Source organism: Sporomusa acidovorans (assembly GCF_900101845.1).
GTDB classification, from domain to species: Bacteria; Bacillota; Negativicutes; order Sporomusales; family Sporomusaceae; genus Sporomusa; species Sporomusa acidovorans.
This window is the reverse complement of the sequence record NZ_FNAM01000016.1, coordinates 56,975-72,071: the sequence shown is the minus strand read 5'-3', so window position 1 is coordinate 72,071 and position 15,097 is coordinate 56,975. Positions and strand designations below refer to the sequence as shown.

Genomic DNA, 15,097 nt, shown 5'->3' with positions numbered 1-15,097 from the left:
AAAGCTGGCTATAAGACAAACAAAAGAAATCACTACCTCTAGCAAAATGCTAAAAGTAGTGATTCCTTTTGTTTAATGAAATTACTTATTATTCACCGATCCCTGATATTTAGATGGACATTTAACAAGCACTTTGTCTGCCAAAAAACGCCCATTGTTGTATTTACCTATCGCAACGATGCCGGTAGCCTTCTCCATTCCATCAGGTTTGGCGCCATGATAAGTCACGGTTACTTCTTCGCCTGCTTCATCCCGCAGCACAAAGGCAATGCCGGAACCGTCCTCTGTTGGAGTAACCTGCGGTGTTGCCAGTGTTCCTTTTACCTGGACGGCACTTTTGGCGCTTTTAGCTTGGGCAAAAGTAACATAAGGAGTTAATGAACTTTGGTACATAAAAATACTGTAACCAATAAATCCGGCAATAATAACCAAACATAACAGCCGACCTTTTTTCATCTGTCCAACCCCTTTCCTGTTGGCCCCGTTTTTTCGGCAATATTTCTGGCAAGCAGAAGACCGTACAGGGCCGTGCAGCCAACTACGGCAGCTAGCAATACGTACAGCATTAGCGGTTCCATGTCTACTTTGCCGCTACTGTTAAGCACGGTTTCAGGATGAAGGGAAAAATACATGCGGGGAATAACAAAAACCAGAAAAGGAACGGTCAAAAAGGATAAGAGCGCGTAGACAGCCGCCACGGCAGCCCGCCGATCTTCTTCTTCAATGGCGCTGCGAAGCGCCAAATACGCACCATATAATAAAAGCAAAATAAAAATTGTTGTCTGGCGAGGATCCCAGTTCCAATAAGCTCCCCAGGTTAGCTTGGCAAACACGGCACCGCTTACAGTAGCCAGCAGGCAAAAAACAAGTCCAAGTTTTGCCGAGCACGCGCTTATCCAATCAAATTTTAGTTGCCGCGTTCTCAGATACTGTCCGGCGGCCACCGCCGACACCAAAAAAGCAAGTACCGAAACCCAGGCTACCGGAATATGGAAAAATGCAATACGAACAAGATACCCCATTCCTTCAGCCGGTGGCACCAAATAAAACACCGCATAAATTACGCCTGAAATCCATAAAGCAATTATTGCTGCCATCATTTTACGATTCATAGAGCCTCCTACTCCTGCCAAATATAGTCAAACAAAAGTATCCCTGCCGCTACAATGGCCGCATCATAGCCTGCCATAAATACCAGTTCTGCCATTTCCGGTGCGCCACCTGCCAATACCTTGGCGGTAGCATTGATAGCACTCAGAAATTGAGGTAAGAGCACAGGAAATGTCAATACGGTAAAAATAGCCTGTTTACTTTGTGCGTACATTACTATCGAGGCCGTCAACGTAGATACTGCCGCTATCCCGGTTATCCCCAAAGCCAAGAGCAGAGTAAAACCAATCCACTCATCAATATTGACATTAAGAAAAATAACAAACAAAGGGACGGCCAAGCAAGATAAACAAAGTAAAAGTATCTGGTTAAACAATAATTTTCCACAAAATACTGCCTCCCCCGGAGCATACAGCCTAAGTCCCAGTATTGTTCCGGTTTCCTGTTCCTGAACAAATACCCGGGCTAAACCGGCCATAGCACAAAAAAACAATACAACCCAAAGAAGGGCTGCGGCAAACTCCGGCGGTAACGCAGCTCCGGCCATGGCCAGGCTGACACTTGACAAGGCGGTTAATGCAAACATAACTAAGGCTCCCACCGCATACCTTGTCCTAAACTCACATACCCCGTCTTTGAGCAGTATGGCCCATACCGCATTACTAAAGCTTAATTTTGCTGCTGGCATACAAAACCTCCTCCTCTTCATTGGTGGCAAGTATCACGGCAGCATTCTGTTTCATTGCACTTGCTATCAGTTCTTTAACAAGGATTTTCCCATTGCCGTCTAAATTGGAAGAAGGTTCGTCCAACAGCCACACAGGCGGATTAATCACCTTAATAACCGCTAGCTTTAATCGCTGGCACATACCTGTAGAGTAGGTGTTCACCCGTTCACGCCCGGCCTCCCCCAGGCCAAATTGCCGGCATAACTCCGCTACTTCCGCTTGAGAACAAGCTATTTTGCGCATTTTTGCCCAAAAGACAATGTTTTCCACTCCTGAAAGTGCCGAATACATTGCCATATCAGGGGATACCAAACCGGTATAGTCTCTTCGCTGCCCGGAATCAAGGATATTATCCCCAGAAAAACATACAGAGCCGCCACTTGGCCGAATCAGGCCGGCAATAATTTTAAGCAACGTTGACTTGCCGGAACCATTGCAACCGGTTACCGCCACACACTGCCCTCCGGCAATTTCGGCACTTATATCAGAAAATAGCAGTTTATCGCCATACCGTTTACCAACTTTGTCCAACACAATTCTCATAAGTACATCTTCTCCGCCTGCCTTTTGTTTCTTATCCTCAACTATTTATGCGAAATATTTTGTAGTCTGCGTAAGATTACTAATTAGTTAATTTAGATAAAAATCCTGCCATATATACCTAATTTAACTGAAATTTATTAAAAATAAATGAAGCATTCTGTTTCACCCGTCCAATAATTTGTGCTCCCCATAAATCAAAATGGAGAGAACCTGCCAGCCTTTACGGAAGCATATTCTCTCCATTTTATTCTACTTAATTTTAATCACTAGAGTATCAGCCAGCTTATCTCCCAGACGCTGATTCAAATCTGTTGACCAAACAAAAATTGCGGCAACCAGATAAGCAATCAGGCCGTCAATAATCCGGCAAACCGTCCGCATGGCGGCTGTACGAATATCACAGTCAGTACCGTCGACTTTGATAACTTTAAGTCCACACAATAATTTGCCGGGAGTTGCCCCCCTACTGCTTTCAAAGTAGGTATAATAACAAAAACCAGCTACCAGTAACCAAAAATAATAGGAACCGCCAAGATGACCGCCGCTCAGACCGGTTCCGAGCACAGCCGCTATTATCCCGCCAATAACGCCTAGAATAATACCGTCAATGATGGTTGCCAAAGCGCGAATACCAACCCCTGCCCCTTTAACAGGAATACCCATATTTTCCCCCCCTTTATTCTAAATTACCCGGATGTAGTAATATATGCGCAATAGTTCATGTTAGTGATAAAAGTCAAGCCGTCTGACTTCTTTATGCATAGAGTCAGTCTATCTACAGAAAGATATACTTTCTCTTTAAAAAAAGAACCCCGCTGCGGCAGCGAGGTTAAAGTTCCATAATAGATCCTTCTATAAAGCCATTTTCACTTATTTCCAGAATACCGAAGCTTGGCTCTGACCCGCCCCTGGGTGAACTGGGACTGCCGGGATTAAACAGCAAAATTCCCTCATGCCGGCTGTTATACGGAATATGGGTATGGCCGAAAACGACAACACTGGCTTCATACTCTTTTGCCCAAAAAGTCAGGTCATCCATTCCATACTTTACATGATAACAATGACCATGCGTCATCCAGATGGTTTTACCGGCAACTTCAATATATTCATCGGCAGGTACCATTGCCGCCCGGTCACAATTACCGGCAATCACAGTTACCGGCAAGCCGGTCAGTTTTTGCAGCCGCCAGCCATCCTGATAGTAGTCGCCGGCATGAAGCCAGCGCTCAACCTGACCGGCGGCAGCAATTACCTTTTTCAGCATATATGTGTCGCCATGTGTATCACTGACAACGCCGATTCTCATTTTTCCAGCGCCGCCAATTGCGTAACTAATTTTTTGATGGCCCGTCCACGATGGCTGATTTCATTTTTTTCTGCCGGCGACAACTCGGCTAATGTACGCCCCAGCCCGGGAACAAAGAGCAATGGATCATAGCCAAACCCCTGATTACCGCGCGGCTCAGTCAAAATTACCCCTTCCACCGTGCCATCCGTGCTGCACCATATCTTCTCGGCATCGGCAAGTACCAGTACACAGCGGAAGCGGGCTGTACGTTTTTCCAGCGGCACACCAAGTAAATGAGTAAGCAGTTTTTCATTATTTGCCTGATCGCCGGCATGGTCGCCGGCGTATCTGGCTGAATAGACTCCAGGCGCGCCTTTCAGATAATCGACTTCCAGGCCGGAATCATCGGCCAGACATAACTTGCCGGTCAGTCGCGCATAAAATTTTGCTTTGGAACCTGCATTTTCCGCAAAGGTCTCTCCGTTTTCCGGCGCCTCAGGAAAATTTCCCAGATCAGCCAGCGACTGTAGTTTATATGGCAGCCCGCTTAGCGCCATCTTAAACTCAGCCACTTTACCGGCATTTTTGGTGGCTACTATAATCTCTTTTACAGCTTTCGTCACATTATCCCTCCCGGCCCACTTTCCAGGACAACGGTCCCAGTGCTTCTTTTTGCATATCCAGCAACTGTTCAATGCCCTTACCGCCAACAGCCAGCAGCTCGTTTAACTGCGATTGCGCAAAGGTTCCCTTTTCACCGGTTCCCTGAACTTCGACAAACTGACCGCTGCCGGTCATGACCAGGTTCATGTCAACAATGGCAGTGGAGTCTTCGCTATAGCACAGGTCGAGAAAAACTCCCTCAGGCAGTATGCCTACACTAATAGCCGCTAAAAAGTCTTTAACGGGAAATGCTTTGGGGCTGTCGCCCCAGACGCTGTCAACAGCATCAACAAGAGCCACAAATGATCCGGTAATTGCGGCTGTCCGCGTGCCGCCATCGGCTTGAATCACATCACAATCCAGCCAAATCGTCTTTTCCCCCAGAGCTTTTAAATCAATAACACTCCGCAGAGCACGGCCGATTAAGCGCTGAATCTCATGGGTGCGGCCTGTTTGTTTACCTCTGGCGGCTTCTCTGACATTGCGGCTCTGGGTTGAACGGGGCAATAAGGAATATTCGGCACTTACCCAGCCTTCCCCTGAACCTTTGAGAAAGGGGGGCACTTTTTCTTCAACAGTGGCGGCACAAATCACCTTGGTATCGCCAAACTCCACAAGCACAGACCCTTCGGCATATTTTAAATAATGTCGGGTAATTTTTACTTTTCGTAATTCGTCGGCGGCACGTCCGTCTATTCTGGTCATAATGACCTCCTTAATTATAACTATATAGTATCCAATAAAGATTTACAGGCAGGGTGTTAGTAAAAGCGTAGGTTAAGCGCTAGCGGCGGAGCGTTACTAACACCCTGCTTTGATGAAAATCTTTATTGGATTTCATTTAGTTTACTTAGACTTGTTCCAGCGTATCCTGCTGTTTATCCTGAAGAATATAATGGTCATGGCGACCTGCTTTTTTTGCTTTTAGCACGGCATCCTTGGCCTGGCTGCGGCAGGTACGGCAACTGTTTCTTGGAATAATAGCGGCAAACGCCGTCTTTACTCCAAATGGATACCCCTCGGCCTGAGTGGAAATCGTCTGGTACCCATGACAGTGCGGACAAATTCGCACTGTCTCGTCTTGCCGTTCCTGAATGCCGCTGTCATCGTAATAAATGCTCCGGCTCCGCTGCCAAAACTCACCGGCCTTGGCAATCGCTTCGCGTCTGAGTCCATCCCGTTCACGCCAGATCTCCTGCCATTTACCCACTAATTGGGCAATATAGTGGTTGTTAGTCTCAGACTGGCGCGGACAACGGGCAATATCCGGTTCCACAACCCGGCTGTAATCCAGGCCGGCCATGGCCAAAATAATACCCGTATTGACATAAGGCAGCGCATCCTCAATCGAATACCCGCCTTCCAGCACGGCAATGTCGGCATTTAGTTTTTCGGCTAACCGCGCATACCCCTGGGCCGAAATTGCCATATTGGCGAGCGGATCGCTATAATGATTATCCTGCCCGGCTGAGTTAATAATAATGTCTGGCCCAAAATCATCCAAAACCGGTAAAACAAGCTGATCCAGCACGTAATGAAGTCCCTCGTCGGTTGTGCCGGGCGGCAGCGGAATATTAACCGTTGCGCATAAGGCATTGGGACTGCCGAGTTCGCTGATGGCTCCCGTCCCGGGATAGAGTGTCCGGCCATCCTGATGAAAAGAAATAAATAAGGTATCCGGATCATGATAAAAAACATCCTGTGACCCGTCGCCATGGTGCACGTCGGTATCGACAATCGCGACCCGGTTCAGTCCGTAATGCCGCCGCAGATACTCGATCATAATGGCTTCCATGTTTATTGTGCAAAATCCCCGTGTGCCATGCACGACCCGCATAGCATGATGTCCCGGGGGACGCACCAGCGCAAAGGCATTTGTTACTTCCCGGCGCATAACGGCTTCGGCGGCCGTTATGGCGCCGCCGGCCGCCACCAGATGAGCATCGGTAATGAGGGATGTAAGATCAGGAACCCCAATATGGACGCGCTGCGCGTCCTGAATTTTTGCCAGCTTGGGGCGGTATTCCCGGATGTTCGGCAGGTCCAGTAAGCCTTCTTCCACAATCTGATCCCGCGTATAAAGCAGCCGTTCCTCCCGTTCCGGATGAGACGGAGTAATGGCCCAGTCAAAGGCGGGAAAAAAAACAAGCCCCAGTGATTTATTGTTCATCGTCCTGCCTCCCCGGCCTGCACAGGCGTAAGTACGCCCGGTTTTATTTGCAGTTTGCAGGTCATGATTTTTCCCATTGTATTAAACCCGCGGATGACATTAAATTCTTCCTCATAAACCCGTTCGCTGACAATCGTGTTCTCCGCCATACCACCCTCAGCCGCACGCTCAGCCAGATAGCCTTCTGCCGCTTCCCAGGCAGCAGCCAGACTAAAATGCCGTTTATCCACTGTTTGCTTGATCCCCAGTTCAGGCACAGTGTAATACCCCTCGGCACTATCGGCCCGGAGTGTAATTTCAGTCGTCGGCCGCGCAGAAGCCGCCCCGATCGCATTCGCCACCATATGTCCTGCCGGCACCTGCCAGGGCAGGCTGAGTTTTTCGGCAACCACCGGCGCCAATCCCGGCGCGGCACCACCCACCCCAATCAGCAGTTCAGGGATAAAAGCCTCCCCATGGACAATATCTTCGACTTTATATACCGGTCTTGCTGCCTGTTCAGCCAGCATGGCTTGAATTGTCCGGCATACCGTATCGGCCGCCAGCTGCACAGTCTCCCACGCGGCGTCTTCCGGGGCCTGCCCCTCAGTTGCTACGCCAGCCATTGCCTTACGTGCCAGTGTCAAGTCGCCATAATCAATCAGTCCGGCTACGCGGAGAGCATCGGTTACCGCTGGTTCCGGGCCACCGTTGGCCATTGCCGGGCCGCGGCGCATCGGACCAACCAGCAAACGGCCCTGTTCACGCCGAACATAGCTGTCGCCGCCAATTCCCACAGACCGCAGCCAGAATGAACGCACCGCCGTTGGATGACCGTTGACACTGGCCCCACCGGGAGCCAGTAAGGGTACACCGTTTTGCCATAAGGCAATGTCAGTGGTCGTCCCGCCGATATCCAGGGAAACGGCCGGTTCTTCCGGGTTGGTCAGCGCCATAATTCCTAGAACACTAGCTGCCGGGCCGGTGAAGATAGCCTCTACCGGTCTCTCTTTGGCTGATCCCAGCGGCAAGGTTCCGCCATCAGCTTTTAAAATATATACAGGCGCAGTAATCCCCCGTTCAATAATAGCGGTTTCAATCGCCGCCGCAAAGTCAGTAAAAACGCGCCATACGGCTGAGTTATAGTACGCGGAATTAATCCGCCGGAGATAGTTGAGCGAGCCTGACAATTCTGCCCCCTTCGTGATATGGGCAGGCTGCAGGAATTTGTCAACCCAGTCGGCTACCTGCTGTTCCTGCTGCGGATTGCGTACAGCAAATTTGCCTATGACAGCCGCGACCTGCGTACCTTTTAACTTGCGGCACAATTCAGTTACCTCTTCTTTGACCGGGGCAGCCTTCTCCCGGCCCCGGTGATCGGTATAGCCTGACAAAAAATGCGGCTCACCCGGTGTCAGTTTTTCCAGATTAAGCCCCGGACCTGCGAGCAACAATAAGGCTACCTGATCAATTCTTCCCTCAATCAGGGCGTTGGTAACGATGGTTGTCGACAAGGCCACCCGTCTGATCGCGACCCGGTTAATGCCGTCAAGCACCTGATCGATGACTGCAATAATACCACGCAACAGTTCGCCATGTGTTGTCGGTGTCTTGGCTGAAGCCAAGACCTTGCCGTCCTCAAGAACAACAGCATCGGTAAAGGTCCCGCCCACATCAATACCCAGCAGCATATTCCTCGCCTCCAAACAATTTGGCTAACTTTCATACACGGCACAACCAATTGCACCGTTAAGTTGGGGATATTCGGGTACAATCACCTCAATATCCATTTCCCGGGTAATAAATTCTTTAATCGCCCCGCCCAGGGCAACACCGCCTGTAAAAACGAGTTTATCACTCCTCATGGCCACCAACATGGGTTTTATCCGCTTGTAAATCGTATAATTGACACCGGCGGCCAATTCAGCGATGCTGTACCCCTCCACGATCCGGCCGATTAGCTCCGATTCGCCAAAAATAGCACAGGTAGCGCTAAGTTCCACCGGATTGACGCTATAATTTGCTAATTCCTCTAAACTGATGTCAAGTACTGCGGCCATATTCTCCAAATAGCGGCCGGTACTTGCCGCACATTTGTCATTAGTCTGAAAGTCGGCCATGCGCCCCTTGCGGACTTTGATCACTTTACTATCCTGGCCGCCTAAATCCAGCAGGGTAAAATCCGTTAATCCGGTTTGGGCAATCGCCCCTAACATATGTGCCTTTAATTCAGGAATTACGGTTGCACCGACAAGCTCAATCGTATTGCGGCCGTAACCGGTGGCTGTAAGCCGGGTAACTTCCCGATACCCCAGGGCAGCAAAATCGACTGCCAGTCCTGCCTCTGTCCGATGGCCGTAATCCCGGTAAAACCTGGCCGTCTCATAGATATTTGTTGACTTTAGTTGTTTGGCATCATCCAGGATAACCAGCTTAACACTACGACTACCTAAATCAATCCCACAGCGCATTGGTCTCCTCCTTATTAACGCAGCATCTCCAGAAAACTTTCCAGCCGCAGTCTGGTTCTGGCATCCAGTTTTCCTGGCTTGTCACCTTCGATTGTCAAAATGGGTATGTCGAGTTTTTCCCGTAAAATGATATCTTCAATCTGACGGAAACAAAAACTCTGCACATAATGAACCAGTCCGTCCAGATTACGCCGTTCAATTTCGGCCGCGATATCCTTAATCCGGCCAAAAACACCATAGGGATAAGTATACAGCCGGTATTGTTCAACAAGGTCGTCAGTAACAAACGGCATCGCAAACTGCCGTTGCACCTCATTATAAACAATCCGGGCCCCCATTGACTCTACATAAGGATATAAATCGGTAAAAATAGGCGGCACGCCGATATAGCCTAATCTAAGTTCATCCGTATATTCGGAAGCATCATCCGCCTTCACTAAGAACTGCTCAACATCGCCGGCAAAGAGTTCCACATTGCTGTTAAAATCACTGCAACTAACCTGATACAAATGATTATGAAAACCGCTTATTGTATTATCCTGCCACGTGCGCCTGTCAAGTTCAGCCACCCGGAGGCGCAGTTTGTCCAGTTCGCGTTTAACACGGTTAACATCCTGCCAATTGGTTCCCAGCGCCGCCATTAACTTTTCCATTTGCAGCTTCAGGAGATCATAGTCGCGGTCAACGGGATAGGCAAAAGGAATGGTTTCAATGCCTGCCAACTGGTAGGTCTCCATCAGCGCATGCGTGTTGCTGCAATCCCCCTGGGTAACGGCAATAACCTTGTCAATTCCGCCGCAGGCATCGTTAAATTCTTTATTTACCATGACGGCATATAATCCTTTTATCCAGCCGCAAATGTTCCGGGGATATCCGGCCTCCTCAGCTGTTTCCACCATCCGTCCGGCCTGCTCGCTGGTAATAAATATATTGTTAAGATCAACAGGCACATGTCCTGCCGCCAAAATAATTTCAACAGGCACCGTTGTTGTCAGGCCGATGCGCGCCATATAATCAGCCTCCTAGATATTTAAAACAGAGGATAGCAGTCTACCCTCTGTTCTTGGCAAAATTGATTTATTGTGCGGTCGCTTTTTGTGCTGCTAAGCCGTAATTCTTGATAATAACAATCGGCGTTTTTTGACTGGCATTCCCAAAGGGGTTATGAACGAGCATATGTGCGATTTCTTTAGGATCTAACCCATCGGTTATACCGACAATTCTCGATCGTTTGAGATCATTAACATCGGCAACAACAGCGCCGTAACAGCCCAAGCGCTCTTTTATGGCTTCTGCTACCTTTTTCGGTTCGGACGGGCCATAAACAAGATGTTTATCAAAAGGCGGCATCGTACCGGTAACATCGTCAATCAGTGCTGCCTGCTCACCGGCCAGCTCATAAAATAAGCCTCTTCGCCCCACCAGCTTGCCTAACATCCCGATAAATAAAGCCCATGTTACCCGAAAGCTGCCTTCTGCATTCATGACAGTCTGCATGCCGTAAGCACTCGCCAGGCTTCCCTCTTTGGGGATAAACCGGCAAAGCACCCTTGCCAGCAGCGTTGGCTGAATTTCTTCCGGCCGGACAAATCGCCCCTGGGTAATCGCGACAACACTTTCTGCCACCGACACTACATCATAAGGGCCAATATCTTCTTTCGTGTATTTTTCAATTACATCAACAATATTATCTTTATCCGTTAAGATACGGGTAGGTACTGATTTTAGTTCTATTGCCTGCTCTGTCATGTCTGTTCCTCCTATCTGGCTGCAGTCTCGATGCCGGCAGCAAGCGCCCTATGTATTTCCTCAGCGGTCATAACCAACCGCTCTTTAGCAATGTACCACAGACTGCGAGCAACTACCTGATAGACAATGTCGATAGGCATATCCACCATATCTTGGAGTGCAGTTTTGATATCTCCCGCTTTGGCGGTAAATTTAACTGTCAAAATTATCGATCCACCGGTAGTCACCGGAATTATACAGGCTTCCCAATAGCCATCAGTCCGGTTGGCACTAGCAAGTGTCAACCGCGAATCGGTGTCCACAGCATCAAACTGTTCTGACGGCAAAAAGTGACGGGGGAATACGTCCATCAAAGTGCCATCCTGTTTTCCGTCATTAACAAATGGCACAGTGGTTGAAAAAGTTGCGCTTTCCTGCGTTATCTCTTTAAGAGTAAAATCAGTTCTCTGCTCCACGATAAATGTAAAATGAGCATCGCCCTTATGAGCAATAAACAACCATACTCCAGCTATCGCACATAGAACAATAACAACCAAACCAATTAAAAATTCCACAATACGGCCTCCGTATCCGGGCATCGGTAAGAAACCCTGTTATTAAACTTTTAAGCAATAATCCTGTAAATGAATTAATTCAAATCTAGGTGCCAAACTCCGCTCCCGGGAAAAATCAATCGCACAGGCGGTAAATCTCTCCGCCCTTTTAAGATCGGCCGAAAAACATAACTGCACCGTTCCTTGGGAGCGTGTAGCCAGTTTATTATGACGGGCAAGCTCAGTCCTCGCCTGTGCAGCCGTTTCCCTGGCGGGATCGACAAGGGTGACTCCAGAGCCCATAATATCGCTAATCAAAGGACTGATAAACGGATAGTGCGTACATCCCAGTATCAATGTATCAATACCGCCCTCAGCAAGCGGAGCCAGGTGTTCCCGTGCGGCATGTTCAATCTCAGGGCCAGACAATTTTTCCTGCTCGATAAGCGGCACAAATTGCGGACAAGCCTGCGGGTATACTGTCACTAAGGAATCCTTGTCCTTAAGAGCCTTAGCATGTTTGCCACTGTTAATGGTGGCTTCGGTAGCGATAACACCAATCCGCTTATTGCGGCTGACATGAAGGGCGGCTTCAGCCCCATTATTTACTCCTATTAATAAAAACGGAAACTTGGTTTTGGCCTGTTCAAGACCAAGTGCCGTCATCGTATTACAGGCAACAATGGCCATTTTGACTTTTTGCGCAGAGAAGAAGGTTAAGATCTCTTGCATAAAACCTAAAATTTCGGCCGGTGGCCGTGAACCATAGGGGGTACGGGCCGTATCGCCAAAATAAATAATATCTTCTCCCGGCAGCAGACTAAGAACTTCTCTGACAACTGTAAGCCCACCCAGTCCGGAATCAAATATCCCGATTGGCGCATTATCTCCCATGACGCCACCTCCTATCAGATTAGTCTCTCTTGGCGCCATATATAATATGCAGCGGCCGAGACCGTTGTCAATCGTTAATACAGTAAAGTCTCAACATTGGGAAGGCTTATTCAGTTTATCAAAGTACTTGTCCGGTAGACGAACCACTTTCCCCTGTTTATTCGTAAAGGCATTTTGGGTACGCCCGGTAGCTAACAGGGCGCCGTCTTTTTCTCTTAGCACACGATAAGTAAATACCATTTTTACCTTGGATACCTCAGCCAAAACAGCTTCGATTAAGATATAGTCATCAAATTTAGCTGACGCACGGTACTTACATTCGACGTCGGTAATGGGAAATACGATATCCTCAGCCATCATGTCGGTGAGCAAAATACCAATCTGCCGCAAATACTCAACCCTGGCCATCTCAAACCAGCGAAAATAATTGGAGTGATGAACCACCCCCATCAAATCGGTTTCAACAAATCTTACTTTTTCTCTTACTGTTATCATTTACCTTATCCTATTCCTAATTCGTAATGATATAAAATGATATAAATAAAAAAGCACGCTATCAGCATGCTGGTAGAAATTCACTTATATATTGTACTCTTGAATGGACATTTTTGTCAATGCCGGATTGCTTATTCATTGGGCAAACTAATTGCGGAGGTGAACGAAATGTCGATTATCAGACAATCAATTAAAAATGGTTTTGATTCAAAGAAGGTAACGCTGGGAGATCCCAAAGATGTTCCGAACCGAATAAGCAGCCAGGAACAAAATATACAAACCAAACCGGCCCGGCCAAAATAATACACTTAATATAGGAAAGGAGAACACCATGCCCGTATACCGGATTATCATCGACGGCAAGGAAACCGGCGAAACGGTTATTGCAAGCAATTATGCCGACGCTTATTTCAATGTCGCCAGTGCGCTACCGTTAACCTATCAGACTTCAGTCAAACTAATACCGTCCGATCAAGTAAACAGCGAACAGGGCTATGAGATAAAATAACTTATTACATTTACCTTATTCAATTCGTTAATCTGGGAAAACTACCTGCAGGAGGTGATTGTATGCACAAAAAAACCGAAATGGAATCATTTGCAAGCGAATATGCTATGAGTGCCGGCGATAACGCGTTAAGCCGGGAGCAAATCAACAAATCCATCATTTCCGAAGCCATGACCAATGAACATAAACATCGAGAAGCATTTGAAAAATTTTTTACAGACGGGGCGGCCGATTAGCCGCCTTGTCAGCTTTACTATGTAACCTTTTACTGTCAATTTCCATATACTATACTAGATAAAAATTACAGTAATAGGAGCGTTACGGTATGGAAGAATTACTGTTAGCCTTCTCTCTTTTGGGTTTGGTTGGCATCAGTATTTCCCAGTATATCTGTTCGCGCCGTAGAAAATAAGTTGTTTTTTCTCTTTGTATTTATATAATTGATCCCGCAAACAATATACTTGCGGGGAGGTGATACTGTGGCTAAAAATAATGCTAATGACTCTATAGCGCAGAAACGTGCAAAAGCTCAAAACCAAAGCCTGAAAAATAAAGAGGTTACCGGCGATAAGCATCTCTCCGGTCCTAATCATCCCGCAACGTAAGAGCAGCCTAAGCTGCTCTTATTTCATTGCTGGTATGATAATAAATACCTGTTTATAAGGTAATTAATTCATACTCGCGGCTGCCCATGCCAATCTCCTCACCATAGCGCAATTGAATGGTACCGTCGATATGCGAACGCAAACCCTGAAACTTATCGGCACCGGCCTCACAGTTGCCGGTAAGAAAAGAAGCAGCTAATCCTGTCTGTTTATTAACCAGATCATAGCTGGCTTGATCAATCGCAACAGGATCTGTCGATGCCAAGAAACCGATATCAGGCACAATCGGCGCATCACTCCAGGGAACACAGTCACAATCAGGAGTGATATTCAAGAGAAAATTGATATAGCCAATGCGATTCTCATGGGCTTTCGTGACACCATACCCATATTCAGTCATACGCTCAATAAGGTCTGTCAAATCTGTCTGCCAATCCATGCCGGTCGCCTTTACCGGACATACGGTTAAACATTCACCGCAGCCAATGCACTTATCCAAAGCAATACCTGCTTTTTGATTGTTCAGCGTAATTGCTTTTTCCGGACAAACGGTACAGCACTTTCCACAGCCAATGCATTTATCCTGATCAACAATAATCTTCGTTGCATGTTGTTCTTTTTTGCCGACGGCCGGAGCACCGCCCATGGCGAGATTTTTTATTGCTCCGCCAAAACCGGCCATTTCATGCCCTTTAAAATGGGATAAAACAATTAGGCTATCAGCACTAACAATATCTTTCGCCAATTTTACCTTATGAAAATGTTTTTTCTCAATCAGAACTTCGGCAATATTTTCGCTGCGCAAGCCATCGGCAATAATAAGCGGCGCCCCGGTTACCGTGTAATCAAAACCGTGTTCCAGAGCCGTCAGCAAATGATCAACCGCATTATGCCTGCTTCCCGAATAGAGAGTATTGGTATCGGTAAGAAAAGGCTTCGCTCCATTTTCCTTAATCTTATCAACCACCTGACGCACAAAAACCGGATTAATAAACCCATCACTGCCGCGCTCGCCAAAATGTAATTTCACACCCGTAAGATCATCCTGGTGAAGCAGTTCATTCAAGCCGGCACAATCAAACAATTTTCTAATTTTACTAACCTTATTGCTTTTATCGCTTCTTGCCCGTAAATTGACGAAATAAACTTTACTTGCCATAAATTTTCCCTCCCATAAGTTATCACTTAGTATATGCACTTAATCTTACAACTTAGAGTTAACTCTATGTCAAGAGGTTTTTATCATTTTTCACTACTATCTTCACAACAAAACCAGAGCAACGGCTCATTGTAATAAGCCATCAGCTCTGGTTTTTCAATTTATAACCAGGTTGTTTGTTTTAGTCCTCAATTGCTGTTAA

At 47.3% G+C, this 15,097-nt stretch carries 21 protein-coding genes; 4 read left to right on the top strand and 17 right to left on the bottom strand.

The window, feature by feature from the left end; translation table 11 throughout:
- Positions 1–81 precede the first annotated feature (81 nt).
- The 16 genes from BLR65_RS12655 to BLR65_RS12580 all read right to left on the bottom strand — a co-directional run bounded on the left by BLR65_RS12655 (position 82) and on the right by BLR65_RS12580 (position 12,623).
- Positions 82–456, bottom strand: coding sequence for a cytochrome c maturation protein CcmE domain-containing protein (locus BLR65_RS12655; protein WP_093794552.1), 375 nt, complete (start codon positions 454–456; stop codon positions 82–84).
- Positions 453–1,100: a cytochrome c biogenesis protein gene (ccsA, locus tag BLR65_RS12650; protein WP_169716831.1), complete on the bottom strand. Its 648-nt coding sequence runs from the start codon at positions 1,098–1,100 to the stop codon at positions 453–455. Before ccsA ends, BLR65_RS12655 begins: the two co-directional genes overlap by 4 nt.
- 20 nt (positions 1,101–1,120) lie before the next feature.
- Positions 1,121–1,798, bottom strand: coding sequence for a heme exporter protein CcmB (locus BLR65_RS12645; protein ID WP_093794551.1), 678 nt, complete (start codon positions 1,796–1,798; stop codon positions 1,121–1,123).
- The gene (locus BLR65_RS12640; RefSeq protein WP_093794550.1) at positions 1,773–2,381 is read right to left on the bottom strand and encodes an ABC transporter ATP-binding protein; all 609 of its coding nucleotides are present in this window, start codon (positions 2,379–2,381) and stop codon (positions 1,773–1,775) included. The genes BLR65_RS12645 and BLR65_RS12640 overlap by 26 nt, the downstream gene beginning before the upstream one ends.
- A 249-nt stretch (positions 2,382–2,630) precedes the next feature.
- Positions 2,631–3,044 carry an RDD family protein gene (locus tag BLR65_RS12635; RefSeq protein ID WP_093794549.1) on the bottom strand — a complete coding sequence of 138 codons (414 nt, stop codon included), beginning with the start codon at positions 3,042–3,044 and terminating at the stop codon, positions 2,631–2,633.
- Between the two features lie 166 nt (positions 3,045–3,210).
- A complete protein-coding gene (locus BLR65_RS12630; protein WP_093794548.1) occupies positions 3,211–3,687 on the bottom strand; it encodes a metallophosphoesterase in 477 nt (158 codons plus the stop codon).
- Positions 3,684–4,292 (bottom strand): XTP/dITP diphosphatase, encoded by a 609-nt coding sequence (locus BLR65_RS12625; protein WP_093794547.1) that lies wholly within the window; start codon positions 4,290–4,292, stop codon positions 3,684–3,686. Before BLR65_RS12625 ends, BLR65_RS12630 begins: the two co-directional genes overlap by 4 nt.
- Before the next feature lies 1 nt (position 4,293).
- The gene (gene rph, locus BLR65_RS12620) at positions 4,294–5,037 is read right to left on the bottom strand and encodes a ribonuclease PH (RefSeq protein WP_093794546.1); all 744 of its coding nucleotides are present in this window, start codon (positions 5,035–5,037) and stop codon (positions 4,294–4,296) included.
- Positions 5,038–5,182: 145 nt separating this feature from the next.
- The gene (locus BLR65_RS12615) at positions 5,183–6,502 is read right to left on the bottom strand and encodes a histone deacetylase family protein (RefSeq protein ID WP_093794545.1); all 1,320 of its coding nucleotides are present in this window, start codon (positions 6,500–6,502) and stop codon (positions 5,183–5,185) included.
- Positions 6,499–8,172 carry a hydantoinase/oxoprolinase family protein gene (locus BLR65_RS12610; RefSeq protein WP_093794544.1) on the bottom strand — a complete coding sequence of 558 codons (1,674 nt, stop codon included), beginning with the start codon at positions 8,170–8,172 and terminating at the stop codon, positions 6,499–6,501. Before BLR65_RS12610 ends, BLR65_RS12615 begins: the two co-directional genes overlap by 4 nt.
- A 24-nt stretch (positions 8,173–8,196) precedes the next feature.
- Positions 8,197–8,952: an acyl-CoA dehydratase activase gene (locus BLR65_RS12605; RefSeq protein ID WP_093794543.1), complete on the bottom strand. Its 756-nt coding sequence runs from the start codon at positions 8,950–8,952 to the stop codon at positions 8,197–8,199.
- A 14-nt stretch (positions 8,953–8,966) separates the two neighbouring features.
- Positions 8,967–9,962 (bottom strand): 2-hydroxyacyl-CoA dehydratase family protein, encoded by a 996-nt coding sequence (locus BLR65_RS12600; protein WP_093794542.1) that lies wholly within the window; start codon positions 9,960–9,962, stop codon positions 8,967–8,969.
- Positions 9,963–10,029: 67 nt separating this feature from the next.
- Positions 10,030–10,701 (bottom strand): coenzyme F420-0:L-glutamate ligase, encoded by a 672-nt coding sequence (locus tag BLR65_RS12595; protein WP_093794541.1) that lies wholly within the window; start codon positions 10,699–10,701, stop codon positions 10,030–10,032.
- A gap of 11 nt (positions 10,702–10,712) precedes the next feature.
- Positions 10,713–11,255 carry a hypothetical protein gene (locus BLR65_RS12590; RefSeq protein WP_093794540.1) on the bottom strand — a complete coding sequence of 181 codons (543 nt, stop codon included), beginning with the start codon at positions 11,253–11,255 and terminating at the stop codon, positions 10,713–10,715.
- A gap of 42 nt (positions 11,256–11,297) precedes the next feature.
- A complete protein-coding gene (gene murI / locus BLR65_RS12585; RefSeq protein WP_093794539.1) occupies positions 11,298–12,128 on the bottom strand; it encodes a glutamate racemase in 831 nt (276 codons plus the stop codon).
- A 90-nt stretch (positions 12,129–12,218) separates the two neighbouring features.
- Entirely contained in the window at positions 12,219–12,623 is a 405-nt protein-coding gene (locus tag BLR65_RS12580; protein WP_093794538.1) for an acyl-CoA thioesterase, read from the bottom strand.
- A gap of 168 nt (positions 12,624–12,791) precedes the next feature.
- On the opposite strand from BLR65_RS12580, the gene BLR65_RS31425 reads away from it, so the two are divergent.
- The 4 genes from BLR65_RS31425 (at position 12,792) to BLR65_RS31420 (ending at position 13,736) form a co-directional block, all read left to right on the top strand.
- Complete coding sequence (locus BLR65_RS31425; protein WP_281241536.1) at positions 12,792–12,926, top strand: hypothetical protein; 135 nt, start codon at positions 12,792–12,794, stop codon at positions 12,924–12,926.
- A 28-nt stretch (positions 12,927–12,954) separates the two neighbouring features.
- The gene (locus BLR65_RS29790) at positions 12,955–13,131 is read left to right on the top strand and encodes a hypothetical protein (RefSeq protein WP_169716824.1); all 177 of its coding nucleotides are present in this window, start codon (positions 12,955–12,957) and stop codon (positions 13,129–13,131) included.
- A 62-nt stretch (positions 13,132–13,193) separates the two neighbouring features.
- On the top strand, positions 13,194–13,367 hold the full coding sequence (locus tag BLR65_RS29785) for a hypothetical protein (RefSeq protein WP_169716825.1): 174 nt from the start codon (positions 13,194–13,196) through the stop codon (positions 13,365–13,367).
- A 243-nt stretch (positions 13,368–13,610) separates the two neighbouring features.
- A complete protein-coding gene (locus BLR65_RS31420; RefSeq protein WP_281241535.1) occupies positions 13,611–13,736 on the top strand; it encodes a hypothetical protein in 126 nt (41 codons plus the stop codon).
- A gap of 52 nt (positions 13,737–13,788) precedes the next feature.
- On the opposite strand, the gene BLR65_RS12575 is transcribed toward BLR65_RS31420, so the two are convergent.
- Positions 13,789–14,895, bottom strand: a complete 1,107-nt coding sequence (locus BLR65_RS12575; protein WP_093794537.1) for a DUF362 domain-containing protein — start codon at positions 14,893–14,895, stop codon at positions 13,789–13,791.
- Positions 14,896–15,097: the final 202 nt, after the last annotated feature.